This window comes from Roseovarius azorensis (genome assembly GCF_900109455.1).
Taxonomy (GTDB): domain Bacteria; phylum Pseudomonadota; class Alphaproteobacteria; order Rhodobacterales; family Rhodobacteraceae; genus Roseovarius; species Roseovarius azorensis.
In genome coordinates, this window is sequence record NZ_FOAG01000010.1 from 45,849 (window position 1) to 70,840 (window position 24,992).

At 64.4% G+C, this 24,992-nt stretch carries 35 protein-coding genes; 13 read left to right on the top strand and 22 right to left on the bottom strand.

Annotated features, from left to right (window positions below; translation table 11 throughout):
- Positions 1 to 13: 13 nt before the first annotated feature.
- The 12 genes from recO to folK all read right to left on the bottom strand — a co-directional run bounded on the left by recO (position 14) and on the right by folK (position 9,302).
- Complete coding sequence (gene recO, locus BSG08_RS14385; protein WP_093038372.1) at positions 14 to 748, bottom strand: DNA repair protein RecO; 735 nt, start codon at positions 746 to 748, stop codon at positions 14 to 16.
- A gap of 6 nt (positions 749 to 754) precedes the next feature.
- Positions 755 to 1,087 (bottom strand): DUF1491 family protein, encoded by a 333-nt coding sequence (locus BSG08_RS14390; protein ID WP_093038374.1) that lies wholly within the window; start codon positions 1,085 to 1,087, stop codon positions 755 to 757.
- A gap of 60 nt (positions 1,088 to 1,147) precedes the next feature.
- Positions 1,148 to 2,053 carry a GTPase Era gene (gene era, locus BSG08_RS14395; protein WP_093038377.1) on the bottom strand — a complete coding sequence of 302 codons (906 nt, stop codon included), beginning with the start codon at positions 2,051 to 2,053 and terminating at the stop codon, positions 1,148 to 1,150.
- Entirely contained in the window at positions 2,050 to 2,769 is a 720-nt protein-coding gene (rnc, locus tag BSG08_RS14400; RefSeq protein ID WP_425439297.1) for a ribonuclease III, read from the bottom strand. Before rnc ends, era begins: the two co-directional genes overlap by 4 nt.
- Positions 2,733 to 3,563, bottom strand: coding sequence for a signal peptidase I (gene lepB, locus BSG08_RS14405; RefSeq protein WP_093038381.1), 831 nt, complete (start codon positions 3,561 to 3,563; stop codon positions 2,733 to 2,735). Before lepB ends, rnc begins: the two co-directional genes overlap by 37 nt.
- Before the next feature lie 64 nt (positions 3,564 to 3,627).
- Complete coding sequence (gene acpS / locus BSG08_RS14410; RefSeq protein WP_093038383.1) at positions 3,628 to 4,041, bottom strand: holo-ACP synthase; 414 nt, start codon at positions 4,039 to 4,041, stop codon at positions 3,628 to 3,630.
- A complete protein-coding gene (locus BSG08_RS14415) occupies positions 4,038 to 4,652 on the bottom strand; it encodes a LysE family translocator (RefSeq protein WP_175544797.1) in 615 nt (204 codons plus the stop codon). The genes acpS and BSG08_RS14415 overlap by 4 nt, the downstream gene beginning before the upstream one ends.
- Positions 4,645 to 5,397, bottom strand: a complete 753-nt coding sequence (locus BSG08_RS14420) for a pyridoxine 5'-phosphate synthase (protein ID WP_093038387.1) — start codon at positions 5,395 to 5,397, stop codon at positions 4,645 to 4,647. The genes BSG08_RS14415 and BSG08_RS14420 overlap by 8 nt, the downstream gene beginning before the upstream one ends.
- 39 nt (positions 5,398 to 5,436) lie before the next feature.
- Positions 5,437 to 6,117, bottom strand: a complete 681-nt coding sequence (locus tag BSG08_RS14425) for a DUF2062 domain-containing protein (protein ID WP_093038389.1) — start codon at positions 6,115 to 6,117, stop codon at positions 5,437 to 5,439.
- An 11-nt stretch (positions 6,118 to 6,128) separates the two neighbouring features.
- Positions 6,129 to 8,270 carry a RelA/SpoT family protein gene (locus BSG08_RS14430; RefSeq protein WP_093038391.1) on the bottom strand — a complete coding sequence of 714 codons (2,142 nt, stop codon included), beginning with the start codon at positions 8,268 to 8,270 and terminating at the stop codon, positions 6,129 to 6,131.
- Positions 8,271 to 8,303: 33 nt separating this feature from the next.
- Positions 8,304 to 8,657 (bottom strand): DNA-directed RNA polymerase subunit omega, encoded by a 354-nt coding sequence (gene rpoZ / locus BSG08_RS14435; RefSeq protein WP_093038393.1) that lies wholly within the window; start codon positions 8,655 to 8,657, stop codon positions 8,304 to 8,306.
- 78 nt (positions 8,658 to 8,735) lie between these two features.
- Positions 8,736 to 9,302, bottom strand: a complete 567-nt coding sequence (gene folK / locus BSG08_RS14440; RefSeq protein WP_093038395.1) for a 2-amino-4-hydroxy-6-hydroxymethyldihydropteridine diphosphokinase — start codon at positions 9,300 to 9,302, stop codon at positions 8,736 to 8,738.
- A 144-nt stretch (positions 9,303 to 9,446) separates the two neighbouring features.
- Here folK and BSG08_RS14445 point away from each other — a divergent pair, with 144 nt between their 5' ends.
- A complete protein-coding gene (locus BSG08_RS14445) occupies positions 9,447 to 10,019 on the top strand; it encodes a LabA-like NYN domain-containing protein (protein ID WP_093038397.1) in 573 nt (190 codons plus the stop codon).
- Between the two features lie 45 nt (positions 10,020 to 10,064).
- Positions 10,065 to 10,517: a YqaA family protein gene (locus tag BSG08_RS14450; protein ID WP_093038399.1), complete on the top strand. Its 453-nt coding sequence runs from the start codon at positions 10,065 to 10,067 to the stop codon at positions 10,515 to 10,517.
- Positions 10,518 to 10,520: 3 nt separating this feature from the next.
- On the opposite strand, the gene BSG08_RS14455 is transcribed toward BSG08_RS14450, so the two are convergent.
- The gene (locus BSG08_RS14455) at positions 10,521 to 10,973 is read right to left on the bottom strand and encodes a c-type cytochrome (protein WP_093038401.1); all 453 of its coding nucleotides are present in this window, start codon (positions 10,971 to 10,973) and stop codon (positions 10,521 to 10,523) included.
- A 138-nt stretch (positions 10,974 to 11,111) separates the two neighbouring features.
- Between BSG08_RS14455 and ispH the strand changes: the two genes are divergently transcribed.
- From ispH to BSG08_RS14470, 3 genes are all read left to right on the top strand, one after another.
- Complete coding sequence (ispH, locus tag BSG08_RS14460; RefSeq protein WP_093038404.1) at positions 11,112 to 12,062, top strand: 4-hydroxy-3-methylbut-2-enyl diphosphate reductase; 951 nt, start codon at positions 11,112 to 11,114, stop codon at positions 12,060 to 12,062.
- 182 nt (positions 12,063 to 12,244) lie between these two features.
- Positions 12,245 to 12,712: a ribonuclease HI gene (rnhA, locus tag BSG08_RS14465; RefSeq protein WP_093038406.1), complete on the top strand. Its 468-nt coding sequence runs from the start codon at positions 12,245 to 12,247 to the stop codon at positions 12,710 to 12,712.
- Entirely contained in the window at positions 12,709 to 13,332 is a 624-nt protein-coding gene (locus BSG08_RS14470; RefSeq protein ID WP_093038408.1) for a trimeric intracellular cation channel family protein, read from the top strand. Before rnhA ends, BSG08_RS14470 begins: the two co-directional genes overlap by 4 nt.
- A gap of 3 nt (positions 13,333 to 13,335) precedes the next feature.
- Here BSG08_RS14470 and BSG08_RS14475 read toward each other — a convergent pair whose 3' ends face one another.
- The 5 genes from BSG08_RS14475 to def (BSG08_RS14495) are packed head-to-tail and all read right to left on the bottom strand — an operon-like array spanning position 13,336 to position 15,777.
- Positions 13,336 to 13,575, bottom strand: coding sequence for a GlsB/YeaQ/YmgE family stress response membrane protein (locus tag BSG08_RS14475; RefSeq protein ID WP_093038410.1), 240 nt, complete (start codon positions 13,573 to 13,575; stop codon positions 13,336 to 13,338).
- Between the two features lie 6 nt (positions 13,576 to 13,581).
- Complete coding sequence (locus tag BSG08_RS14480) at positions 13,582 to 13,824, bottom strand: hypothetical protein (RefSeq protein WP_093038412.1); 243 nt, start codon at positions 13,822 to 13,824, stop codon at positions 13,582 to 13,584.
- Positions 13,825 to 13,828: 4 nt separating this feature from the next.
- The gene (fmt, locus tag BSG08_RS14485; RefSeq protein WP_093038414.1) at positions 13,829 to 14,737 is read right to left on the bottom strand and encodes a methionyl-tRNA formyltransferase; all 909 of its coding nucleotides are present in this window, start codon (positions 14,735 to 14,737) and stop codon (positions 13,829 to 13,831) included.
- A 21-nt stretch (positions 14,738 to 14,758) separates the two neighbouring features.
- Complete coding sequence (gene def, locus BSG08_RS14490; protein ID WP_093038524.1) at positions 14,759 to 15,253, bottom strand: peptide deformylase; 495 nt, start codon at positions 15,251 to 15,253, stop codon at positions 14,759 to 14,761.
- Positions 15,254 to 15,258: 5 nt separating this feature from the next.
- Complete coding sequence (gene def, locus BSG08_RS14495; protein WP_093038417.1) at positions 15,259 to 15,777, bottom strand: peptide deformylase; 519 nt, start codon at positions 15,775 to 15,777, stop codon at positions 15,259 to 15,261.
- 96 nt (positions 15,778 to 15,873) lie between these two features.
- Here def (BSG08_RS14495) and BSG08_RS14500 point away from each other — a divergent pair, with 96 nt between their 5' ends.
- Positions 15,874 to 17,073: a MalY/PatB family protein gene (locus tag BSG08_RS14500; protein WP_093038419.1), complete on the top strand. Its 1,200-nt coding sequence runs from the start codon at positions 15,874 to 15,876 to the stop codon at positions 17,071 to 17,073.
- Between the two features lie 34 nt (positions 17,074 to 17,107).
- Here the strand turns inward: BSG08_RS14500 and BSG08_RS14505 are convergent, their stop codons facing one another.
- Positions 17,108 to 18,040 carry an NAD(P)H-binding protein gene (locus BSG08_RS14505; RefSeq protein ID WP_217649902.1) on the bottom strand — a complete coding sequence of 311 codons (933 nt, stop codon included), beginning with the start codon at positions 18,038 to 18,040 and terminating at the stop codon, positions 17,108 to 17,110.
- Positions 18,041 to 18,133: 93 nt separating this feature from the next.
- Between BSG08_RS14505 and BSG08_RS14510 the strand changes: the two genes are divergently transcribed.
- Both BSG08_RS14510 and BSG08_RS14515 read left to right on the top strand, forming a co-directional pair.
- Positions 18,134 to 18,451: a hypothetical protein gene (locus tag BSG08_RS14510; RefSeq protein ID WP_093038528.1), complete on the top strand. Its 318-nt coding sequence runs from the start codon at positions 18,134 to 18,136 to the stop codon at positions 18,449 to 18,451.
- A 108-nt stretch (positions 18,452 to 18,559) separates the two neighbouring features.
- Positions 18,560 to 19,534: a glutathione S-transferase family protein gene (locus tag BSG08_RS14515; protein WP_093038421.1), complete on the top strand. Its 975-nt coding sequence runs from the start codon at positions 18,560 to 18,562 to the stop codon at positions 19,532 to 19,534.
- A 243-nt stretch (positions 19,535 to 19,777) separates the two neighbouring features.
- Here the strand turns inward: BSG08_RS14515 and BSG08_RS14520 are convergent, their stop codons facing one another.
- Positions 19,778 to 20,377, bottom strand: coding sequence for a hypothetical protein (locus BSG08_RS14520; protein ID WP_093038423.1), 600 nt, complete (start codon positions 20,375 to 20,377; stop codon positions 19,778 to 19,780).
- A gap of 157 nt (positions 20,378 to 20,534) precedes the next feature.
- The gene (locus BSG08_RS14525) at positions 20,535 to 20,939 is read right to left on the bottom strand and encodes a (R)-mandelonitrile lyase (protein WP_093038425.1); all 405 of its coding nucleotides are present in this window, start codon (positions 20,937 to 20,939) and stop codon (positions 20,535 to 20,537) included.
- 200 nt (positions 20,940 to 21,139) lie between these two features.
- On the opposite strand from BSG08_RS14525, the gene rpmB reads away from it, so the two are divergent.
- From rpmB to BSG08_RS14540, 3 genes are all read left to right on the top strand, one after another.
- On the top strand, positions 21,140 to 21,430 hold the full coding sequence (gene rpmB / locus BSG08_RS14530; RefSeq protein ID WP_093038427.1) for a 50S ribosomal protein L28: 291 nt from the start codon (positions 21,140 to 21,142) through the stop codon (positions 21,428 to 21,430).
- Positions 21,431 to 21,530: 100 nt separating this feature from the next.
- Positions 21,531 to 21,878, top strand: a complete 348-nt coding sequence (locus tag BSG08_RS19730; protein WP_342742610.1) for a hypothetical protein — start codon at positions 21,531 to 21,533, stop codon at positions 21,876 to 21,878.
- 40 nt (positions 21,879 to 21,918) lie between these two features.
- Positions 21,919 to 22,401: a copper chaperone PCu(A)C gene (locus tag BSG08_RS14540; RefSeq protein ID WP_093038429.1), complete on the top strand. Its 483-nt coding sequence runs from the start codon at positions 21,919 to 21,921 to the stop codon at positions 22,399 to 22,401.
- Here the strand turns inward: BSG08_RS14540 and BSG08_RS14545 are convergent.
- Entirely contained in the window at positions 22,398 to 23,090 is a 693-nt protein-coding gene (locus tag BSG08_RS14545; protein ID WP_093038431.1) for an NAD-dependent deacylase, read from the bottom strand. The genes BSG08_RS14540 and BSG08_RS14545 overlap by 4 nt on opposite strands.
- Before the next feature lie 39 nt (positions 23,091 to 23,129).
- On the opposite strand from BSG08_RS14545, the gene BSG08_RS14550 reads away from it, so the two are divergent.
- Both BSG08_RS14550 and hisD read left to right on the top strand, forming a co-directional pair.
- Entirely contained in the window at positions 23,130 to 23,567 is a 438-nt protein-coding gene (locus tag BSG08_RS14550) for a low molecular weight protein-tyrosine-phosphatase (RefSeq protein WP_093038530.1), read from the top strand.
- Between the two features lie 121 nt (positions 23,568 to 23,688).
- Positions 23,689 to 24,984, top strand: a complete 1,296-nt coding sequence (hisD, locus tag BSG08_RS14555) for a histidinol dehydrogenase (RefSeq protein ID WP_093038433.1) — start codon at positions 23,689 to 23,691, stop codon at positions 24,982 to 24,984.
- Positions 24,985 to 24,992 lie beyond the last annotated feature (8 nt).

Consider the following 24,992-nt stretch of genomic DNA (forward strand, 5'->3'; position numbering starts at 1 on the left):
GCACCCGGTCAGATCAGCCCGGCGGGAAACCAGCCGCGAGCCGTGCGATGAACCGCGCCCGCGCATCGGGCAGCGGCCTGTCCCCCAGATGCGGGGCCAGGTGATGCCGCAGGAAATGGCCCGTCACCGCGAATCCCTGCAGGATTTCCGCATCCGGTGCCGGCCCCTGCCCCAGCAGGCAGGGCGGCAGCAGCAACAGCCGTTCGGCATATTCCCCCGCCCCCGCCCGCGACACGGCGCGTCCGGTGCGCGGCGATACATAGCTCAGATCGTTCGCCTTTTCCCCCAGCACCGCGCATGTCCGCAGATCAAGACCGAACCCCATCTCCTCCAACAGCGCCAGTTCCCATTTAAGATAGGCCAGCGGCCAGATGTCGGGCCGGTCCAGCAGATCAAGCAGCGTCTCAGTCCGCCGGTAGAGCGTGCGATGCGCCTCGCGCTCGGGCAGCGCAAAAAGCACGAGCGCGCAAACCGCCATCAGTCCCGACAGCGCCAGCCGGTTGCTCATGGCCGCCGCACGCGATCGCAGCGGCTCGACCGTGTAGGTGCCGATGTGATCCTCCAGCCGTGCGCGCCAGGTCACGTCCACCTGCGCCCCCGGTTGCAGCACCGGGGCCATTTTGCGCGACGCGCCGCCCCTCACAACGCCTGCGTGACGCCCGTGTTCGGGCGTGAAAACCTCTATGATCGCAGCGCTTTCCCCGTGGCGGCGGCTGCTAAGAAGGATGCCCTGATCGCGCCAGTCCATCACCGCTCACGCCTCCAGCCCGTCCGTGTCGAGCAGGTGGCGACCCTCGCGATCCTCCACCTCGATCACCCAGAGATCGGGATCGAAGCCACGTTGTCGGGCAATCGCGGCGTCCACCCCTGCCTCGTTGCCCTCGGCCAGAACCACCCAGACCCGCGCGCCCGTCATCAGATCAAAGGACCTCTGCCAGAGCCGTGCCCGACCGTCGAGCGTATTGAGCTTGATCATGACCGCGCCACCCGTGTCGTCGCCATGCGCCACCACAAAGGCCGGGATATCCGCCAGCCGCAACCGCGCCAGATAGGCATCGACCCAGAACCGCGCGGTCAGCCGGGTCATGGCGCGCGTGCGGCTGGGCGGGGGCTGGCTGTTCCTGCAACTGGACAGACCGGCATCTCCTCAGTTCCCGTCCTTGAAATCCAGCCCCATCTCGGAATAGCGCGCCGCCTCTTCCATCCAGTTCTCGCGCACCTTGACCTGCAGGAACAGATGAATGCGGCGGCCCAGGAATTCTTCCAGCTCCTCGCGCGCGGCCTTGGAGACGGCCTTGATCGTCTCGCCCTTGTTGCCCAGCACGATCCCCTTGTGCCCGTCGCGCATGACATAGACCACCTGGTCGATCCGCGCCGAGCCGTCCCTGCGCTCTTCCCACGCTTCTGTCTCGACAGTCAACTGATAGGGCAGTTCCTGGTGCAAGCGCAACGTCAGCTTTTCACGGGTGATTTCGGCGGCGATCATCCGCATCGGCAGATCGGCAATCTGATCCTCGGGATAAAGCCACGGCCCCTCGGGCACCTCACCCGCCAGCCAGAGGCGCAGATCCCCTACGCCATAGCCCTTTTCCGCCGAGATCAGAAAGGTTTTTTCAAAGGCGAGGCGGTCGTTCATCTCTTGTGTCAGCGCCAGCAGCGCCGGGGCCTCGACCCGGTCGATCTTGTTGATCGCCAGGGCCACTCTGCGCCCCTCGGCCAGCCCGGCAAGACCCTCAAGGATACGTTCTACCCCCTCGGTCACACCGCGATGCGCTTCGATGAGCAGCACCACGATATCGGCATCCGACGCCCCGCCCCAGGCGGCGGCCACCATCGCCCGGTCAAGCCTGCGGCGCGGCTGAAAGAGGCCGGGCGTGTCGACAAAAACCAGTTGGCTCTCACCCTCGATCGCCACGCCGCGAATCCGCGCGCGGGTAGTTTGCACCTTGTGGGTGACGATGCTGACCTTGGCTCCGACCATGCGGTTGAGCAAGGTCGATTTGCCCGCGTTGGGCTCTCCGATCAGGGCGATGAATCCGGCGCGTTGGGTCATGTGTCGTTTTCCAGTCCATCCAGCAAAGCCCGCGCCGCCGCCTGTTCCGCCTGCCGTTTCGATCCGGCTGTCGCCTCGGCGCTCTCTCCGGAGGACAGTCGTGCGGCGATGGTAAAGACCGGTGCGTGATCCGGGCCGCTGCGGTGCAGTTCGGCATAGTCCGGCGGCGGCAGTCCGCGCGCCTGCGCCCATTCCTGAAGTGCTGTTTTGGCGTCGCGCGCATCCTGCTTGACCGCACCTATACGCCCGCCCCAGAGCCGCAACACCACGCCGCGCGCCGCCTCGTATCCCGCATCCAGGTAAACGGCGGCGATCACCGCCTCCATCGCATCGCCCAGAAGCGCCTCCTTGCGCCGCCCGCCCGACAGCATCTCGGAGCGGCCCAGTTTCAGCACCGCGCCCAGGTCGATCTGCCGCGCCACGTCGGCGCAGGCCTCCTTGCGGACCAGCGCGTTGAAGCGCGGCGCAAGCTGGCCCTCGCTGGCCGCCGCATCCTGCGCCAGAAGCGCCTCTGCCATCACCAGCCCCAGCACCCGGTCGCCCAGAAATTCCAGCCGCTGATTGTCGTCCCGGTTGGGCGAGGACATCGAGGCATGCGTCAGCGCCTGAACCAGCAGGGCGGGCCTGTCGAACTCATGCCCCAGCCGCGTCTGAAACGCGCGGATATCTGCCGCTATCTTCACTCCAGCCTCTCGAAGAACCGATCCCCCCGCCATGTCCAGAAGGCCAGCATCGAGCGCCCGGCAGAGGAAAAGATGACCCGGTTTGCCCGACCGATCAGGTTCTCGTAGGGCACGAAACCGACACCGCCCACGGCCTGCGGAAACCGCGAGTCGGTGGAGTTGTCGCGGTTGTCCCCCATGAAGAAATAATGCCCCGCAGGCACGCTGAAGACGCCGGTGTGATCCGATCGCTGATCGCCGATGTTGAGAATACTGTGCGTCCGCCCGCCCGGCAGCGTCTCGATGTGGCGCGACTTGAGGCAATCGGCCCCCTCGCCGACAACCCCGTTCTCGCAGCGCGGTCGGATGCCCATCGGCCCTTGCCGGGTAAATTCCTCGACGAAATTTCCTGCGGGTGTCAGTTGCACGGGCTCGTCATTTATATGCAGCACCCCGTCCTTCATCTGTATCCGGTCCCCCGGCAGGCCGATCAGCCGCTTGATGAAATCCGTGCCATCGGCGGGGTGCCGAAAGACGATGATATCGCCACGCTCTGGCTCGGAACCCAAGATGCGCGTGTTGTCACCGCCAAGAAAGCCGCAGATGTCCTTGGCGTCGATGTTCAGCCCGCCCAGCCGGATCGACGGACAGGAGGCGTAGGAATAGCCGTAGGCCATCTTGTTCACAAAGAGGAAATCGCCGATCAGCAACGTGTCCTTCATCGAACCGGAAGGAATCCAGAAGGGCTGAAAGAAGAGCGTGCGGAAAATGCCCGCGATCACCAGCGCCCAGAACACCGTCTTGATCGTCTCGACGATGGAATTTCCTTTTTTGGCGTCAGTTGCCATGGGTCTCTCCGGAATTTGCAGACATTACTGGTCCGGCGCTACATGCGGTGCGCGTGGCGGGGTGTCAAGCGGGGCCTGACGTGACGGGCCGGGCCTCGATCACCACAAATGCCTGTGCCCAGGGGTGATCGTCGGTCAGGCTGACGTGAATGATGGCGTCATGACCCGGCGGCGTCATCTCGGCCAGGCGTTCGGCGGCCCAGCCGGTGACATGCATAACCGGTTGACCGGTCGGCAGATTGCTGACCGCCATATCCTTCCAGGCGATCCCCATGCGCAGCCCGGTACCCAGCGCCTTGGAACAGGCTTCCTTGGCCGCCCATCGCTTGGCATAGGTGCCCGCCACGTCGCGGCGACGTTCCGCCTTGGCCTGCTCTATTTCGGTAAAAACACGATTGCGAAAGCGGTCGCCGAACCGCTCGAGCGTTGCGGCGATCCGCTCGATATTCGCGAGATCGGTACCGACGCCCAGGATCATTGGCTGGCCGACGATCGCAGGAGCGACACTCCCGCCGCTCCCAGCAGAAACCCGGTGCCCGCCTCGATCCAGCGGCGCGCGCGCAGATAGGCGCGCATCATCACGCCGGTTGAAAAGAATGTGACCCAGCCGATGTAGTTGACCAGCCCGATCAGACCGCAGAGCAGCATCAGCGGCACGTAGTTCTGACTACCACCGCCAAGCCCCAGCGACAGTGTCGCCATCCAGGCGAACACCGCCTTGGGGTTGGAGAGATTCAGCATCAGCCCTGCCAGAAACAATCGGCGCGGCGCGGCGCGGGCGACCATCGTACTGCCCGAGCGCCGTGCCGCGCGCAGCGATTGCAGCGCCAGCCACAGCAGATAGGCCGCCCCCGCGATCTTGAGCGCCGTCAACGCCCAGCCGGTCGAGCGCAGCACAGCCCCCTGGCCCATCGCCGCCAGAACGCCCCAGAAGAACAGGCCGAGCCCCAGACCAAGCGCGAACCGCAGGCCCCTGGTCCGCCCGGCGGCCATGGCGACGCTCGCCGCCGCCAGATTGGCAGGCCCTGGCGAGGCGGCAACCACCGCGAAAGCCAGCGCGGCAGAGAGCATGCCAAGTGGTTCAGCCATCCCGTGCCTCATCCATCAACCGCCGCATTTCGGTAATCGCCGGCGTCAGCCCACGAAAGATCGCCTCGCCGATGATGAAATGACCGATGTTCAACTCGCGCACCTCGGGAAAGGCCGCGATCGGCTGCACCGTCTCGTAATTCAACCCATGGCCGGCATGCACCTCCAGCCCCAGCGAATGAGCATAGGCAGACATCTCGCGCAGGGCCGCCAGTTCGCGGTCGCGCGCATCAACATCCCCCTCGGCATGGGCGTCGCAATAGGCCCCGGTGTGCAACTCGATCACCTCGGCCCCGATGCGATGCGCGGCGTCGATCTGGCGTTTGTCGGCGGCGATAAAGATCGACACCCGGCAGCCCGCCTCGCGCAGGGGGGCGATGTAATGCGCCAGCCGGTTCTCCTCGCGCGCCACTTCCAGACCGCCCTCGGTGGTGCGTTCCTCGCGCTTTTCCGGCACGATGCAGACGGCATGCGGCTTGTGGCGCAGCGCGATCTTCTGCATTTCCTCGGTCGCGGCCATCTCGAAGTTCAAGGGCACCGAGAGCACCTGCATCAGCCCCTCGATGTCGGCGTCGCTGATGTGGCGCCGGTCCTCGCGCAGGTGCGCGGTGATCCCGTCGGCACCTGCCTCTTCGGCCATTTTCGCCGCGCGCAGCGGATCGGGATAGGCCCCGCCGCGCGCGTTGCGCACCGTCGCCACGTGGTCAATATTCACGCCAAGGCGCAGTTTCTGCTCTGCCGACATGGACCTCATCCCTCATTCTCAAGACGACTCATCGGCAACCTAATCCGGTTTCCGGCTCTCGTCAGCCTCGCGCGCCTGTTTTTCCCGTAGCACCTTCTTTTCCTTCAGCGCCGCCCATTTCGCCTTGAGTACACCCTTGCGGCGGTGCTGATAGGCGGTGATCACCGGCAGGCTGATGTAATAGGCCGCCAACCCGGTGACGATGCCCGGAACGATACCGCCGATCAGATAGGGCAGGAACACCTCGTCGTAGAATACATGGAGATTGTGCCAATCCGCCCTGTCTTCGGTAAAGATCGTCAGGAAATTGTCCTTTAGATCCTCGCCCGCATCGAGAAACTTGCCCCCCAGCGAGCGGCTGATCTCATCTTCGGCCAGCGCCCGGCGTCCGAGTAGTGCGTGCCCGGTCTGAAGCGAGATAACACCGATCGGCACATAGGTCAGCGGATTGCCGAAAAACGTGCCCAGCAGAGCCGCCGGTATATTGCCTCTGAGCAGCCAGGCGATGGTACCAGCCACCACGAAATGCAGCCCGTAGAACGGCGTGAACGTGGTAAACACGCCTGCAAAAATCCCCCGTGCGATCCGGTGCGGCGGATCGGGTAGCCGGTGCAGACGATGTTTGACATAAGTAAACGCCCGGCCCCAGCCGCCCTTGGGCCAGAAAAAGTCAGTGACGACTTTCCACAGCGGGCGTCTGTCTCGGCGTTTGAAAACCACCTCTGCGGCTCCTAGGGTTCATGGCTCAGCCCCGCCCCCGACCGGGACGGATCGCGATAACGTTCAACGGCGGCGACATCGCTTTCAGCATCTAGTGCCGAGAGAACGCCATGCAAATGCTCGGCATCTCGCAGTTCGACATCAATAAGCAGGCGATAGAAATCCGGTTTCCGGTCAACGAATGTAAGGTCCGAGATATTGGCCTTCTGTTCGCCGATCAAGGTGCAAATCCGTCCCAGCACCCCGGCATCATTGCCAATCGTGAGATCCATCGTCACATCATAAACCGCCGGGTGCGTGCCGGTATGCCAATGCAGATCCATCCAGCGCTCGGGTTGCTGATCGTATTGCGAGAGCGTCTCGCAGTCGATGGCGTGGATGACCACGCCGCGCCCGCGATAGGTGATTCCCACGATCCGCTCACCCGGCAGGGGCTGACAACAGCGCGCGCGGTCGAAGCTCTGGTCGGCGCGCAGCCCGATCACGGCCCGGTCGCGCGCCACCTCATTGCCCACATCCGGCACCAGATCGGGATAGACCGCGTTCAGCACCTGATGCGCCGTCAACTCGGCGCTGCCCAGCCTTGCGCGCACCTCATCCGCGTTCTTCAGGCGCAGCGTGCGCGCCGCGGACTCCAGCGCCTTGTCGGTGGCCTTCTTGCCGACATGCTCGAAGGCCGAGCGCGCCAGTTCGCGGCCCAGCTTGATATAGCGGTCGCGATCCAGTTCGCGCAGCGCACGCCGGATGGCGGCGCGCGCCTTGCCGGTGGTGGCGATGTCGAGCCAGGTGGCCTGCGGCGTCTGCCCGTCGGCGGTGATCACCTCGACCGACTGTCCGTTCTTGACCCGCGTCCAGAGCGGGACGCGCATTCCGTCCACCTTCGCCCCGACACAGGCATGCCCGATCCGCGTGTGAATCGCATAGGCGAAATCGATCGGCGTGGCTCCGCGCGGCAGCTTGATCACATCGCCCTTTGGGGTAAAGCAGAACACCTGATCGGCATACATCTCCAGCTTCACCGCTTCCATGAACTCGGTGTGATCCTCCTCGGCGTCGAACTGTTCGGTCACGCTGGAAATCCAGCGCGCCGGGTCGACGGCAAACGGGTTCTCGCTGCGTACACCGTCGCGATAGGACCAATGCGCCGCGACGCCGGTTTCGGCCACGTCATGCATGGCCTGCGTGCGAATCTGCACCTCGACGCGCTTGCCGTCGCGGCCAGAGACGGTGGTGTGAATGCTGCGGTAGCCGTTCGATTTCGGCTGACTGATGTAATCCTTAAACCGACCCGGTACGGCACGCCAGCGCTGATGGATCGCGCCCAAAGCCCCGTAGCAGTCATTCTCGGACCGAGTGATGACACGAAAACCGTAGATGTCGGAGAGACGCGAAAACCCCATCTCCTTTTCCTGCATCTTGCGCCAGATCGAATAGGGCTTTTTGGCGCGACCAAAGACATCCGCCTCGATCCCGGCCTTTTCCAGCTCGTGCCGCATGTCGCCGGTGATCCGCTCGATCACATCGCCGGTCTCGCGTTGGAGCGTGATGAAACGGCGGATGATGCTGGCACGCGCCTCCGGGTTGAGCACCCGGAACGCCAGATCCTCCAGTTCCTCGCGCATCCATTGCATGCCCATGCGCCCGGCAAGCGGCGCATAGATATCCATCGTCTCGCGCGCCTTCTGCGCCTGCTTTTCCTGGCGCATCGCCTTGATCGTGCGCATGTTGTGCAGCCGGTCGGCGAGTTTCACGAGGATCACGCGCAAGTCCTTGGACATCGCCATGAAGAGCTTGCGGAAATTCTCGGCCTGCTTGGTCTCGGAACTCGAAAGCTGCAGATTGGTCAGTTTTGTGACCCCATCCACCAGATCCGCGATCTCACGACCGAATTTCTGTTCGACCACATGATAGGACGCCTTGGTGTCCTCGATCGTGTCATGCAGGAGTGCGGTCACGATGGTCGCATCATCCAGCCGCTGCTCGGTCAGGATCGCGGCCACGGCAACGGGATGGGTAAAATAGGGCTCGCCGGAATGACGCAGCTGCCCCTCATGCATCGCGCGTCCGAAATCATAGGCCGCGCGTATCAATGCCTCGTCGGTCTTTGGGTTATAGTGGCGCACCAGCGTGATCAGGTCGTCAACAGCGATCATCGCACTCTGCGCCTTGCGGTCTCCGGGTCGGGCTCAGCCCTGCCCCTGTGCTTCCATCAGGGCGCGCAGCAGCCGCTCTTCGGACATATCGTCCTGATCCGGCTTGTCCGCCTCTCCGCCCATCAGCAGAGCCATCGAATCCTCTTCGGGTTCGTCCACCTCGATCTGGGTCTGGTTTGATTCGATCAGCCGCTCGCGCAATTCGTCCGCCGACTGTGTTTCCTCGGCGATCTCGCGCAACGCCACAACCGGGTTCTTGTCGTTGTCGCGATCCACTGTCAGCGGCGCCCCGGCGGCAATCTCGCGCGCCCGGTGTGCGGCGAGCATCACAAGCTCGAAACGGTTTGGAACCTTGTCAACGCAATCTTCTGTGGTAACGCGGGCCATGCGACCTCCGGCAAATAAGGGGCGGATTTTCAGAAGCCCTGTATCTAGGCCGTCAACACGGGATTTACAAGCAGAGAATCAGAGGAGCGCCACCGCCATCCGCTCCTCTTCCGGCAAAGCTGCCAGCAGTTCGGCGACAGAGCGTCCCAGCACCGGATGCACCCAATCGGGCGCCACATCCGCCAGCGGCACCAGAACAAAGGCCCGCTCCTGCAGTCGCGGATGCGGCAGGATCAAACCCTCCGGCGCGCAGCGCTGCTGCTCTGCCGGGTCCAGCGCCAGCCACGCCTCGAATGTCGCGCGGTCGGGCAGAACCTGATCGCCCATCGCGATCAGATCCAGATCCAGCGTCCGCTGTCCCCAACGGCGCCCGCGCTCGCGCCCGAACGCCGCCTCGATGCGGTGCAATAGCGCCAGCACATCCTGCGGACAGCCCGGGATCCGCATGGCGGCGGTGGCATTGACAAAATCGGGACCCGACCCGGCCGGAAAGGCCGGCGTGCGGTAGAACCCGCTCACGGCTTCGATCACTGCTCCTTCGGCGCGCAACCGCTCCAGCGCCGCGCGCAGAGTTCCCGCGGGACTCCCGGCCCCGGACGGCAGATTTCCACCCATGGCGATCAAGCAGAGTTGATCGTTTGTCATCAAATCCCTATCCTTTCGAGACTCCACACTGTCTTGCGCGCGCCCATCAAAATCCCTAATTGATCACTTTAATTTGTCGCGCCGACACCACTCACACCACTCACACTCACGGGCAAGACAAAAAAATTTGGAAGGACATTTAAGATGTTTTACAAGGATGACCGTCTGGCCTTGTTCATCGACGGATCTAACCTGTATGCCGCCGGCAAGGCACTCGGGTTCGACATCGACTACAAGCTGCTCCGCTCCGAGTTCATGCGCCGCGGCAAGTTGCTGCGCGCCTTCTACTACACCGCGCTGCTGGAAAATGACGAATACTCGCCGATCCGCCCGCTGGTCGACTGGCTGCACTACAACGGCTATTCCATGGTCACCAAACCGGCCAAGGAATACACCGACAGTCAGGGCCGCCGCAAGGTCAAGGGCAACATGGACATCGAGTTGACGGTGGACGCGATGGAGCTTGCCCCGCGCGTCGATCATATCGTGCTGTTCTCCGGCGACGGCGATTTCCGGCCCCTGGTGGAAAGCCTGCAACGGCAGGGCGTGCGCGTCTCGGTCGTCTCGACCATCCGCAGCCAACCGCCGATGATCTCGGACGAGCTGCGCCGTCAGGCCGATAACTTCATCGAGCTTGCCGATCTCAAGGATGTCATCGGTCGCCCGCCACGCGACTACAGCAACGACCGCCAGGAAGCCTATGTCGAACAAGAGTAATCGGCGCCTGAACCACGACACTGCAAAGGCCCGGACACCGCGCGCATGATCGCGGAAGGAGCGGGTCTTTTCCCGCAGCTTGCAGGGCTCTTTCTCGCCGCTTTCGGCGCGGCAACATTGCTGCCCTTTCAATCCGAGTTCGTCTTCGTGGCGCTGCAGATTGCGGGCACCGCATCGCTGACTTGGCTGATCCTGGTGGCCAGCATCGGCAACACCCTCGGCGCGGTTGTCAACTATGTCATGGGCCGCGGCATCGAGCAGTTCCGCAGCCGCCGCTGGTTTCCGGTCAATGCAGTGCAACTCGCGCGGGCGCAGCAGTGGTATGCCCGCTGGGGCGTCTGGACGCTGCTGCTGAGTTGGGCCCCTCTGGGCGATGCCTTTACCGTCGCTGCAGGCATCATGCGCACGCCCGCCTGGCTTTTTCTCCTGCTGGTCACGATTGCCAAGACCGGACGCTATATCGTGCTGGCATGGGTGACGGCCCAGGCGACGGGATGAAACCTATCCACCTGCTTCTGCGTTGATCCGGTCGTGAACCTCGATCACGCGCTTGGGCCATGTCGATTTGATATAGGCCAGCACATCGCGCATCTCCGCCTCGGTCAGTTCACCGGCATAGCCCGGCATCCGGCTGCGATAGCCCTGCCCGACCACTGCCGCCGTTCCACGTCGCACGAGTTCGAGCAACAGCGCATCGGGATGGTGCCAGGTATGTCCGGTCTCGTCATGCGGTGGCGCGGGTAGGTAACCCTCGGCGTCCCGCGTCTTCCAGTTCGGTGCGCCCTGCAGTTGCTCCCCGTGGCACGCGGCACAGGTCGCGGCATAGATCTCGGCACCACGCGCCACCGCCTCCGCATCCCTGTAAGGTAAAAGTCCCCCTGTCTGATCGGCTGACGCGGGGTAGCTGCACAGAATTCCCGCACAGACCACCGCCAGCATGACGTGCTGTCTCATGCCACCTCCTTGGGTTTCCCTTCCTTTCTCTGGCGTTCGACACAGGAAGGTCAAGCCCGGACAAGCCAGATTTCCTGCCGCATCCCTTTACGCCATGCCTCACCTGCCTTACCTCTTGATCCAAGCAGGAGATGCACGATGACCAAGCCCCCCCTCACCCTCTACCTCGCCGCCCCCCGCGGGTTCTGCGCCGGTGTGGACCGCGCCATCAAGATCGTCGAAATGGCGCTCTCGAAATGGGGCGCGCCGGTCTATGTGCGTCATGAGATCGTGCATAACAGATACGTGGTCGATGACCTGCGCGCCAAGGGCGCGGTCTTTGTCGAGGAACTGGACGATTGCCCCGACGACCGGCCGGTCATCTTTTCCGCACATGGCGTGCCCAGATCGGTGCCCGCCGAGGCCGCCGCGCGCCGGATGCTCTATGTCGATGCCACCTGCCCGCTGGTCTCCAAGGTGCATATAGAAGCCGAACGCCATCACGAGAAAGGGTTGCAGATCGTGATGATCGGCCATGCAGGCCATCCCGAAACGATCGGCACCATGGGCCAGTTGCCGCCGGGCGCGGTCCTGCTGGTGGAAACGCCGCAAGACGTGGCCGCGCTCGACGTGCGCGATCCCGCGCGCCTCGCCTTCGTGACGCAGACCACGCTTTCGATCGATGACACCGCCGAGATTGTCGCTGCCCTCCGGTCGAGATTTCCGGCAATTGTCGGGCCACACAAGGAGGATATCTGCTACGCCACCACCAACCGGCAGGAGGCGGTCAAGGTCATGGCCGCCCACGCCGAAGCGATGCTGGTCGTGGGCGCGCCCAACTCCTCGAATTCCCGCCGCCTCGTCGAGGTCGGCGCACGCGCCGGATGCACCTATGCGCAACTTGTCCAACGCGCCACCGATATCGACTGGCGCGCCCTCGAGGGCATCACCAGCCTTGGCCTCACCGCCGGGGCGTCGGCACCCGAAGTGCTGGTGAACGAGGTGATCGACGCGCTACGCTCCCGCTATGACGTGACCGTCGAAACCATCGAGACCGCGCAGGAGAGCGTCGAGTTCAAGGTGCCCCGCGTGCTGCGCGAACCGGCCTGATCCCACCCTGGTTTCTTCTTGGTTCAAATACCCATGACTCTCTTGCCACCCGGCGCTTCGCAGGCCATCTTGCCGCCCATGCAGGCGATCCCCCACACGTTCCCCATCCGCGGCCTTGCCGGGTTTGCGCGATTCGACCGGCTTATCCTCCTTACGATAATCGCCATCGGAGTGTTCGCCTGATGCCCGATCTTTTCGCCTATACCGACGGGGCCTGCTCCGGCAATCCTGGCCCCGGCGGCTGGGGTGTGCTGATGCGCGCGGTGGACGGAGGCCGGATCGTCAAGGAACGTGAACTTTCGGGCGGCGAGGCGCAGACGACCAACAACCGGATGGAACTTCTGGCAGCAATCCATGCGCTCGAGGCGCTGAGCCGTCCCTCCGCCGTCACGCTCATCACCGACAGCGCCTATGTCAAGAACGGCGTGACCGGCTGGATTCACGGCTGGAAACGGAACGGCTGGAAGACCTCGAACAAGAAACCCGTGAAGAATGCCGACCTCTGGCAGCGCCTCGACGAGGCGCAGAGCCGCCACAGGGTCACCTGGGAATGGGTCAAGGGCCACGCCGGCCACCCCGAGAACGAGCGCGCCGATGAATTGGCTCGCGCGGGCATGGCTCCGTTCAAGCCCGGCAGGGCGCAACCGTGAGCGCGCTCACGCTGCTCGATTACGCCTCGGTGCTGATCTTTGCACTGACCGGCGCACTGGTCGCCTCGCGCCAGCAGCTTGACATAGTCGGCTTTGCCTTTGTCGCCTGCCTGACGGCGGTGGGCGGTGGTACGCTGCGCGATGTGTTGCTGGACCGCAACCCGGTCTTCTGGCTGGGCAATCCCGATTACATCCTGATTGCCTGCGCCGCCGCCCTTCTGGTCTTTTTCACCGCTCATCTGGTCGAAAGCCGCTATCGCCTGCTCTTGTGGCTCGACAGTTTCGCACTGGCCGTGGCGGTGCCCGCAGGCGTCAGCGCCGCCATGACCATGGGGCAGAGCGGGGTGATCGTGGTGCTGATGGGCATGGTCACGGGCTGCATGGGCGGGCTGATGCGCGATGTGGTCTGCAACGAGGTGCCGCTGGTGCTGAAACAGGGCGAGCTATACGTCACCGCCGCCTTTGCAGGCGCGCTGGCTGCTGTGAGTGTCGCGATGTTCACCGGGGATCCGCTGATCGTCCTCGCCGTCTGCGCGGCCACCACATGGGCGCTGCGCGCAGGCTCGCTGGCGTTTGGCTGGCGCCTGCCGGCCTACCGCGCCCGCCCGCCACGCAGCTAGACTCTATTTCCGATCCAGATAGGTCTGCCACAGCCACAGCAGCAGGAGCGCGCCCAGAACCGCCCCGATCAGGCCGCCCAGGATACCGGTTACCGTCAGGATCGCCCGGATCAGCACGCCGCCGATCAGTGCCCCGGCGATCCCGATCAGGATGGTCGGCACCACCCCGGCCTCGACCCGCATCAGCCGCGTCGCAAGGAACCCTGCCGCAGCGCCTATGATGATCAGCCAGACCACAGCCATCGCCCGTTACCTCCGCCGCCGCCAATGGGTCGGCACGATGATGAGCGCGCCCACCGAGGAAATGATCGCATCCACCCCCGGTGCGCCAAAGCGGAAACCGAACATGATGCGGATGAAATAGAACAGGAACGCGCCACCCACGCAGATGATGATCGAGGGAACATAACCATTGCGCGTGAACCCGCTTTTCTCGCTGACATAGCCCACGATGCCCGCGATCACCACCGTGCCGAAGAGTTGCAGAAACATCCCGTCACTCCAGAAACGTGCCGCGTGGCAGGGCCATGCCGCGCAGGAACTCGCCCGCATCCTGCGCCGCGCGGCCCGCGCGTTGCAAGCGTAAAAGCCGCACCGCCCCCGTGCTGCAAGCCACGGTGAGTGCATCGTCCAGAACCTCGCCCGGCGCTCCCCGCCCCTCGGCCAGACTGGATCCGAGCAGCTTTATCCGCTCGCCCCTCACCTCACACCACGCGCCGGGAAAGGGTGAAAGCCCCCGGATCAGCCGATCCACATCTTCGGCCGGACGGCTCCACTGCACCCGCGCCTCGGCCTTGTCGATCTTGGTCGCATAGGTGACACCCGTCCGGGCCTGCGGTTCTGCGCGCAACTCCGGCAGCCGCGACAGCGCCTCGACGATCAGCCGCGCTCCCATCTCCGACAGCCGGTCATGCAGTTGCCCCGTCGTTTCCTGTGCGCCGATTGCCAGGGTCTCGCGCAACAGCACCGGCCCGGTGTCCAGCCCCGCATCCATCCGCATGATGCACACGCCCGTCTCGCGATCCCCGGCCATGATCGCGCGGTGGATGGGCGCCGCGCCGCGCCAGCGCGGCAATAGGCTGGCGTGGATGTTCAGACAGCCCTGTTTGGGCGCATCCAGCACCGCCTGCGGCAGAATCAGCCCATAGGCCACCACCACCGCGACATCCGCCGCAAGCGCCGCGAACTCCGCCTGCTCGTCTGCGCCTTTCAGACTGACCGGATGGCGCACCGGCAGACCCAGCGCCATGGCCCGCGCCTCAACCGGGCAGGCGCGCGCCTTTTGTCCGCGCCCGGCAGGGCGCGGCGGCTGACAGTAGACCGCCGCAATCTCATGCCCCGCCGCCACCAGCGCATCAAGCACCGGCACCGAAAACTCTGGCGTCCCCATGAATACGATACGCATGTCCACTCCCGTAGGGCGGGGTTACACCGCCAGTTTGCGCGCCCGCCGCAACAGCATGTCCCGCTTAACCTTGCTCAGCCGGTCAAAATACATCCGCCCCTGCAAATGGTCGATCTGATGCTGCACACTCGTCGCCCAGAGTCCGACAAAATCGCGTTCCTCGGTCTCGCCCGCATCGTTGAGAAACCGCACCGTCACCGCGCGCGGCCGCTCGATCACCGCCGAGACGCCGGGCAGGCAGGGGCTCGCCTCTTCATGCGCGCGCCTCTGCACGCTTGCATGCAGGATCACCGGATTGGCCATGCGCACCACCTGTTCGCGCACCTCACTGGCATTAATCACCGCCAGCGCCTGTATCTCACCGATCTGGGGCGCGGCGAGACCCACACCGGGCATCGCCTCCATGACCTCGATTATTTCGGTCCATATGCGCAGCACCGCCTCGTCAACCGTCGCGACCGGCGCAGCCACCATCCTGAGCCGCCTGTCCGGCCAGCGCAGGCAGGGACGCGCCACGGTGCTCACCCCCGCGCCAGTTCGCGCTTGAGCTTCTGCATGCGCCGCGTGATCAACTGGCGCTTGATCGCGCTCAGGTAATCGATGAACAGCTTGCCGTCGAGATGGTCGATCTCATGCTGCACGCAGGTCGCCCACAGCCCGCCAAACCCCTCGCGATGCTCCTTGCCATCCAGCCCCAGCCAGCGCACCTCGATCTCTCTGGGTCGGGTGATCTCGGCATATTCTTCGGGGATTGAAAGGCACCCTTCCTCATAGACATTGGTCTCTTCCGAAACCGCCACGATCTCGGGGTTGAGCATCACCATCGGGCGCGGTGTGGCGCCTTCCTCCTTGACGCAATCCAGAACGATCAGCCGCTCCAGCACCCCCACCTGCGGTGCGGCAAGACCGATGCCGGGCGCATCATACATCGTTTCCAGCATGTCCCCGGCAAGGTTGCGCAACCCGTCCGTCACGTCGGCCACGGGCGTGCAGACCTTTTTCAGGCGCGGATCGGGATGGATCAGGATAGGGCGTTTCATGGCGGCTATTTAGGCGATACCCTGCCCGTCTGCAACGCCCCTTGCGCTCGGCCCGTGATCCGCTAGCCTGCGCGCAAACATCAGGAGAGTCCGGGCATGAATTCCAGCAAGGCCGTCATCAACGTCAACTTTGACGAGCCCATCAACCGGTTCGGCACCAATTCGAATAAATGGGACGAAATGGCCGCCATAACCGGCGTCGCCGACCCGGACGGTATCGCGATGTGGGTGGCGGATATGGATTTTAGCGCGGCGGATGTGCTGCAAGAGGCAACCACGGGCCTTCTGGACAAGGCGAATTACGGGTATTTCACCGGCGAAGGCGATATGAAGGACGCGGTCGCCTGGTGGATGCGCGAGCGGCACGGCTGGGCCGCCGACCCACAGGCGATGTTTTCGACCTTTGGCCTCGGCAACGGCATCGGCCTCTGCCTGCAAAGCTATACCGAGCCCGGCGACGAGGTGATCATCTTTACCCCCGTCTACCACGAATTCATCGGCAAGATTCGCAGGGCCGGACGCATCGTCAGGGAGAGCCCGCTCAGGATCGGGAACGGGGTCTATCACATGGATCTCGACGCGCTTGAGGCCTCGCTCAGCGGTAGGGAAAAGGTGGTGATCTTCTGTTCGCCGCACAACCCCGCCGGCCGGGTATGGGCACCCGAGGAACTGCACGCCCTGGCCGCGTTCTGCGCCTGCCACGATCTCTTGCTGATGTCCGACGAAATTCATCACGATCTTGTCTTTCCCGGCCATACTCATGTCCCGTTCCCGATCGCCGCACCGGATGTGATCGACCGGCTGATCATGCTGACCTCGGCCTCTAAGACCTTCAACATCGCCGGGTCGCGCCTTGGCTGTGTCACAATCCCCGACGAGCGCCTGCGCCAGCGTTTCGCCGCCACGATGCGCGCCCTCGACATCAAGCCGAATCTGCTCGGTGTCGTTCTGACCCAGGCCGCCTACAGCCCGCGCGGCGCGGCATGGGTGGACGCGCTGGTGCGGTATCTGGACGGCAACCGGCAAATCTTTGTTGACGGTATTTCCGGGATTCCGGGGCTGACAGCCATGCCGATGCAATCGACCTATCTGGGCTGGGTCGATTTCGCCAATACCGGGATGGAGATGGAAGAGGTCATCCGGCGCGTCAAGACCGACGCCCGCATCGCTCCCAGCATCGGCGCAGATTTTGGCAGCGGAGGTGAGACTTTCCTGCGCTTCAACCTCGGCACTCAGCGCGCGCAGGTAACCAAAGCGATGGAACGGCTGCAAGCGGCCTTCGGGGACCTGCAATAAGCTGGATGCAATATCTTCATCCTGCTGAAAACGATCAGAAAACCGCGTGCTCCCCGCGCTCGGCGCTGGCCTCGCCGCGCAGCACCGCGGCATAATAGTCAAAGAGCCGTTCGCTGCCTGTCTCGGGCGTGGCCGCAGCATCATAGCGTCCCGCCGCCGCGTCCCAGACCAGCATCGATTCGGTCGAGTAATAGCGCCCAATCCGCGCCAGTTCCGCCTTGGCGGCAAGCCGCCCCGAAACGCGCCCGGCCAGCGACAACCCTGCAACGATGGCATCCATCAGCCCCGGTGGCACCGAGCGGAACCGCGGTGCCTGCCCGGTCAGCCGGAACAGTTCCTCACCCATCTCGCGCGGGGTGATCGCCGGTCCCGGCCCGCCGATCGGCAGCACCCGGTTCCAGCGGTCCTCGCGGTGCAGACACTCCACCAGATAGGCCGCCAGATCGCCATCACTGATCGGCTTGCATGCGGTACCCCGCCCGTCGCCGAAGATGAGATAGGGCCTGCCCGCCCGCACCCGTGCGATCTGTCCCGACAGCGACTTGAAATAGGCAGTGGGCCGCACGATGGACCAGCATAGCCCGGACGTCATCAGCGCCGCCTCGAAGTCGAGCTTTGCCTGCTGAAACGTCAGCAGCGGTTTCTGCACGCAGATGGCGGAGAGCAGCACGAACTGCCACACACCCGCCGCCTGCGCCGCCCGCAGCACCGCCAGATGCGCATCGTGATCCACCGCCCTGGCATCGTCCGGCGCGCCACTGCGCGAGGCCATGCAGGACAGCACAGCATCGAACCGCCCCCTGGCCATCACCCGATCCAGGGCCGCCGATTGGGGCAGCGCCCCGCCCGGTGGCCTGGTCAGACAGGTCACCGCATGCCCCCGCACCCGCAACCCGGTCAGCACCGCGCGCCCGATGGTTCCCGTGGCCCCCAGCAGCAGTACCCGTCTTGCTTCTGCCGCCTGCATCCTTTCTCCTCCCGCCCTCCCGCATCTTGCGCAGGATCAAACCGCTGCATAGCTGTCCTGTGATAAATGTCAGAAAAACCGCGGAGGCGCGACATGCAGTTTCAGCTCAACACGGATCACAACATCCACGGCGACGACCGCTTATCCGAGATCGCGCAGGCGACGCTCGCCGACGCCCTCGGGCATCTGACCGGACGCCTCTCGCGGATCGAGGTTCATCTGGCCGATGTCAACGCCGCCAAGGGCGGCGCGGACGACATCCGCTGCACCATCGAGGCCCGCCCCGAAGGCATGCAGCCACAGACCATCACCCATCACGATGCGAATGTTCAGGCGGCGCTGCGCGGCGGGGCGAAGAAACTGCGCGCCCTGCTGGACAGCGAATTCGGGAAACGCGAGACGCGCCGCTGACGACTGAACCGCACCCGCCTGTGCGGACATGCACGGGCCCTGCGCGGACCCGCGTATTACCGCCACGCGGGCCGGATCCTAGATTGTGCTCAAACGGAGGGCATGACAATGGGCCAGCTGGTCAACGGCAAATGGCAGGACACATGGTATGATACCGAATCGACGGGCGGCAAGTTCGTCCGCTCGACCGCGAAGTTCCGCAACTGGATCACGGCGGACGGGCGCGCGGGCCCCTCGGGCGAGGGCGGCTTCGAAGCCGGGAGCGGTCGCTATCACCTCTATGTCTCCTATGCCTGTCCCTGGGCGCACCGCACGCTGATCTTTCGTGCCCTCAAGGGGCTCGAGGATCATGTCGGCGTCTCTGTCGTGCATCCCGACATGCTGTCCGACGGCTGGACCTTTGCCACCGACTATCCCGGCGCGACCGGCGACCGGCTCTATGGCCTGCCCTTCGCGCGCGACATCTACCTCAGGGCCGATCCGCAGATATCCGGCCGCGTCACCGTGCCGATCCTGTGGGACATCAAGCGTGAAACCATCGTGTCGAACGAAAGCTCCGAGATCATCCGCATGTTCAACTCGGCCTTTGACCGCATCACCGGCAACACCGACGATTACTGGCCCGAGGATCTGCGCGAAGCGCTGGAGCCGATCAACGAACGCATCTACGACACGGTCAACAATGGCGTCTACAAGGCCGGTTTCGCCACCTCGCAGGATGCCTATGACGCCGTCGTCCACCCGCTCTTCGACAGCCTCGACTGGCTGGAGGAGCGGCTGGACAGCAACCGCTATCTAATGGGCGACCGGCTGACCGAGGCCGACTGGCGGCTCTTTACCACACTGATCCGGTTCGATCTGGTCTATCACGGGCATTTCAAATGCAACCGCCGCCGGATCATCGACTACCCCAACCTCTGGGGCTATCTGCGCGAGCTATACCAATGGCCCGGCGTGCGCCGGACGGTCCACTTCGACCACATCGTGCGCCACTACCACTACAGCCACGACACCATCAATCCCAACCGGATCATCCCGGTGAACCCGGTGCTGGATTTCGACTCGGCGCATGGACGGGGGTGAGGGGGACCGATCCCGGCCGGGGTGCGCGGTCGCTGGGCCGGGGACTGGCGAAGCAACGGCGGGAACTGCCGCTTTATGCCAGCAAATCCCGTGTGACCTCCAAGCGTCATGCGACGCCTCAAAATCGCCAGGCCGCGGGACGGCCCGGCGATCGCGCGGCGCCCTACGGGCTTGATTCCGCGCGCAGATGCCAGCCGCGAGGGAGTTCCTCACCACCAATGGTGTTGGACTGCCAAGATGCCTTCACTCATTGTTCCAAACCCGCTTCCCCGGCCCAGCACCGCCAGGAAACTGAAAGCCCATGTGGGTTACGGTATCAACTACGGTGCAGGCGAGTTCCGCAACATGGCAGTGAACTTGGTGAAGATACGCAATATCTATAGGCGTTTCGAAAATCTCTTTACGCTTGTTTATGAAAAGAGGTAAAGAACGTCCTTCGGCGTCGGGCGTTCGCCAAGAGCCGTGGCAAATTACATTCCTTATTTCCGACGCTTCCTTTATCGCCACAATCAGTTTGCCGACGTTTTCAGTAGTGTTTTCGGAATTGTCACGGACCGCCTTTCCGTAAGCATCGGCAAGCGGCTTCAACGTTTCCGTCAAGGCGCGTTCAAGAGTCGGAAGCCATGCCGCATAGGCTGCTTGCGCTTTGGCTTGCGTTTCATACCGCCGTGTTGCTGTATATGCAAAAATCGCCTTACCCAAGACTTCTTCAAGAAAGCCAAAGGTTGCGACGGTTCTTCCAAGCTGTTCCCAGAATTCCGGCGCGTGGCGATGCGTCGGCCACTTTGCCGGAAGGCTGTCTCGATCAATGATTGCGCGATGAATTCCGTCGTTTTCCGCCATGCTGCACCGCCACCATTCAAGGTTGTGCGCACCATGCCATGCCGCACGAAGAGTGTCACGGACACTTTTGGGGCTGCATCGCGGTGATCAGCCCGATTACGGCTCCGCGCCCCAGCGTCGATGTCTACCACGAATGACCGCTCAATCCCTCCCCCCTTCACCCCCCAATCGCCCCATACTCCTCCTCGCTCACATGCTCCAACCAGTCCGCTGTGCGGCCGTCTTCGGCCTCCTGCACCGCCAGGTGGCACATCATCATCTCGGGTGTCGCGCCGTGCCAGTGTTCCTCGCCTGGCGGGATCCAGACCGTGTCGCCTGGCCGGATTACCTGCGCCGCCGCGCCGCGCCGCCCGATCAGGCCCGCCCCCGACAGCACATGCAGCGTCTGCCCGAAGGGATGCGTGTGCCACGCCGTGCGCGCCCCCGGCTCGAAGGTGACGCGCAGCACCCGCACCCGCGCCGGCGCCGGCGCCTCGATCACCGTGTCCTGCCAGACCCGCCCGGTGAAATAGTCCGTGCTGGCCAGACGGCTGGCCCGTGTTCCTGCCTTCATGATCTCCATCGTCGTCTCCTTCCGCTTTGCCCCGATCCTAGCCGCATCCCCACCCCGATCAATGCCCCAAATTCCACGCCCGAATCCCTTGACGCGCCGCCGCTTTGGGCCTAAAGACCCCAGACGGAATTCGGGGCGCTGCCTGTGGCGGTGCCCATTTGTGTTAAGAAGGGCCAGCACGCGCCCTCTTCAAAGACGAGGATGACCCCATGTCGCGCCGCTGCGAACTGACCGGAAAAGGCCCGATGGTTGGCAACAACTCCAGCCACGCCAACAACAAGACCAAGCGTCGGTATCTGCCGAACCTCAACGATGTGACGCTGCAGTCGGAAACCCTGAAGCGTGGCATCAAGCTGCGGATCTCGGCCCATGCGCTGCGCAGCGTCGATCATCGTGGCGGGCTGGATGCGTTCCTCGCCAAGGCCAAGGACGACGAACTGTCAGCCAACGCGCTCAGGGTCAAGAAAGAGATCGCCAAGGCGCAGGCCGCAACCGCCTGATTGCCGTCCCCGGTCAATTTTCCGACAGCCCCGTCCCTCGCGGCGGGGCTGTCTTGCGTTACGGCTTGCCCCGGCCCCGGCTGAGCACCTATATCGCTGCATGATGATCACGCGGCATTCCCTGACGGCCCTCGGCCTCTGCCTTTTTCTGGCGCTGACCAGTCAGACCTTGGCCGTGGCGCGTGGCGCCGCGCAGCCGGTGGGACATATCGTGCTTTGTACCGGCACCGGCCCGGTCAGCGTTGCGGTCGATGCCACGGGCCAGCCCACCGGCACGCCGCATATCTGCCCCGACTGCATGCTCGGCCTCTTTGGCGAGGCCCCCGCCGCGCCCGACGCGGCCCACAGGGCAGCGGCGACCGCAGCCCCCCGGCTGACCGGGATCACGCGACGCCCCGCCGGATCCGAATACCCCGCTTTCACGGCGCGCGCGCCCCCGGCTGTCTGATCCCGTAGACCCATTCACAGACAGATCAAAGGAGCGACAGATGTCCCCCAAATCCACCCTTCTCGTGGCGCTTGCCGCCGCCACCCTTGCCCTGCCCGCCATGGCGCAGGAAATCCACATCCTCGACACCTACGCCCGCAGCGCCAGCCCGGCGGCCAAGACCGGCGCAGCCTTCATGCTGATCGAAAACATCGGCGATGCCGATGACCGGTTGATCGGAGCGAATTCCCCCGTTGCGCAGATCGCGCAGATCCACACCCACCGCGAAGAGGGCGGCGTGATGAAGATGATCCATGTCGAGGATGGGCTGCCCGTTCCCGCAGGCGAGACGCTGTTTCTGGAACGCGGTGGCAGCCATATCATGTTCATGGGGCTGACCGAAAGCTTTGAGCAGGGCAAGACCGTGCCGCTCACGCTGGTGTTCGAGAAATCCGGCGAGATCACCCTCGACATCCCCGTCGACCTGACCCGCAAATCCGCCGAGGGTCATGGGCACGGGCACAGCCACGGCACAGGCAACTAGGCACCCAGCACCTCGGCCACCCAGACCGGCACCACCTCCGAGGCGCGGCCCAGCCGTGTCTCGGAGAAATCGCCGGTTATGTCGGACGGCTCCAGGTTCATCTCGACCCGCCAGGCCCCGCCGCGCGCCGCCTGCTGCGCGAAACCCGCCGCAGGCCAGACCTGCCCGGAGGTGCCTATCGCGACAAAGACATCCGCCTCGTCCAGATGCTGCCCGATCTCCACCATCCGGTATGGGATTTCGCCGAACCAGACCACATCGGGTCGCGCCGCGCGCGCAGCACAGACCGGACAGGCATCGCCCGGCCCCATCGCCAGCGGCGCCTGCCAGCGCGCGTCACAGGCAGCGCACAGCGCCCCTGACAGCATGCCGTGCATGTGGATCACATTTTGCGCGCCCGCCGTCTCATGCAGCCCGTCCACATTCTGCGTGATGATCACCACCTCGCCATCATGCGCCGCCTGCAGCCGCGCCAGCGCCGCATGGGCCGGGTTGGGCCGCGCCTCCACCGCCTGCGCCCGGCGCGCATTGTAGAACCGGTGCACCAGCGCGGGATCGCGGGCAAACCCCTCAGGCGTCGCCACATCCTCGATCCGGTGCCGCGCCCAGAGTCCGCCGGCGTCGCGGAATGTGCCCAGCCCACTCTCGGCCGAAATCCCCGCCCCGGTCAGAATGACAATCTTTCGCATTCGCCCTCCTTCGCGTATCTTATGGGCAAAGGAGCGTTGATGACCACTCGCATCCTCTTTGTCTGCCTCGGCAATATCTGCCGCTCTCCGGCGGCAGAGGGCATTGTGCGCAGCCTCGCGCCGCATCTCATCACCGACAGCGCCGGAACCGGCGGCTGGCATGTCGGCGAGGCCCCTTACGGCCCGATGCAGACCGCTGCGCGTGCCCGCGGCTATGATATCTCGGACCTGCGCGCGCGCCAGTTCAGCCCGATGGATTTTTCCATGTTCGACCTGATCATTGCGATGGACACCGAAAACCTGCACGATATCGAGGCGCTGCGCCCCGCAGGTGAAATCACACCCGTGCGGCTGTTTACCGACTATGCGCCCGATGCGGGCACCGATACGATCCCCGATCCTTATTACACGCAGGATTTCGAGAGTGCGCTCAATCTGATCGAGATCTGCGCACGCGGCCTTGTCGCCCGGCTCTGAGCCGCTTTCGGGATTTCCGAAAGGGCCTTTCAGCACCTGAAAAATCCTCGTCACGATCCCGGCAATTCCCTTGCCACAGCGCGTGCGTCCCCCCATTCCATAGAGGCAAGGAGATCGCACCATGTCCGTCACTCATCTGAAAACCGCTCCCGGAGAACCGCCTCGCACCGCCGCCGACGTGGCCGATACCGTGCAGGTCATGCTGGCGCGGCTGCGCACGGGCGGCGCCCAGGTCGCGCTGGAATATGCCCGTCAGCTCGACGGCTGGTATGGGGCGATCACCGTCACCCGCGCCGAGATCGACGCCGCCGTGGCCCGCGTGCCGCAGGGGCTCAAGGACGATATCGGCTGGGCACATGACAACATCTCGCGCTTTGCCGCCGCACAGCGTGCCACCGCGCAGGACATGGCCCTCGAATTACGCCCCGGTCTGTGGGCGGGCCAACGCCAGATCCCACTCGCCGCCGCAGGCTGTTACGTTCCGGGCGGGCGCTACAGCCATATCGCCTCGGCGCTGATGTCCATTGCCACCGCGCGTGAGGCGGGCGTGCCCGACATTACCGCCTGCTCACCACCAAACGGCAGCCAGGGCATCCCCGACGCTATGCTCTACGCAATGGACCTCTCGGGGGCCACGCGCATCCTGACCATCGGCGGCGTGCAGGGCATTGCCGCGATGGCCTTTGGCCTCTTCGGCGCGCCGACGGCGGATATCCTCGTCGGTCCCGGCAACGCCTATGTCGCCGAGGCGAAACGACAACTTTTCGGCCCCATCGGCATCGACATGTTCGCAGGCCCCACCGATAGCCTGGTCCTCGCCGATGACACCGCCGATCCCGAAACCGTCGCCGCCGATCTTGTCGGACAGGCGGAGCATGGGAGCAATTCCCCCGTCTGGCTCGTCACAACGCACCGCCCGCTGGCCGATGCCGTGCTGGCCCGCGTGCCCGCCCTGATCGCCGAGCTGCCGGAACCGAACCGCGCGGCGGCCACCGCCGCCTGGCGCGATCTGGCCGAGGTGGCGCTATGCGATACACCCGAGGACATGGCGCAATATGCCGATGCAAAGGCGCCCGAACATCTGCATGTTCAGGCCCGCGACCTGCCGTGGTGGCGCATGCGCCTGCGCGCCTATGGCTCGCTTTTTCTGGGCGAGAACACCACCGTGGCCTTCGGCGACAAGGCGGCAGGCCCCAACCACGTCTTGCCCACATCCGGTGCGGCGCGCTATACAGGGGGGCTTTCGGTGCACAAATTCCTCAAGACCGTGACCTGGCAAGAGGTGGATGCGCGCGCGCTGCCTGATCTTGCACGCGTCACCGCCAGTCTCAGCCGCGCCGAGGGCATGGAAGGACACGCCCGCAGCGCCGACATCCGGCTCGTCACGCAGAGCCGCACGGCAACATCGACAGGATAAGACCGCCA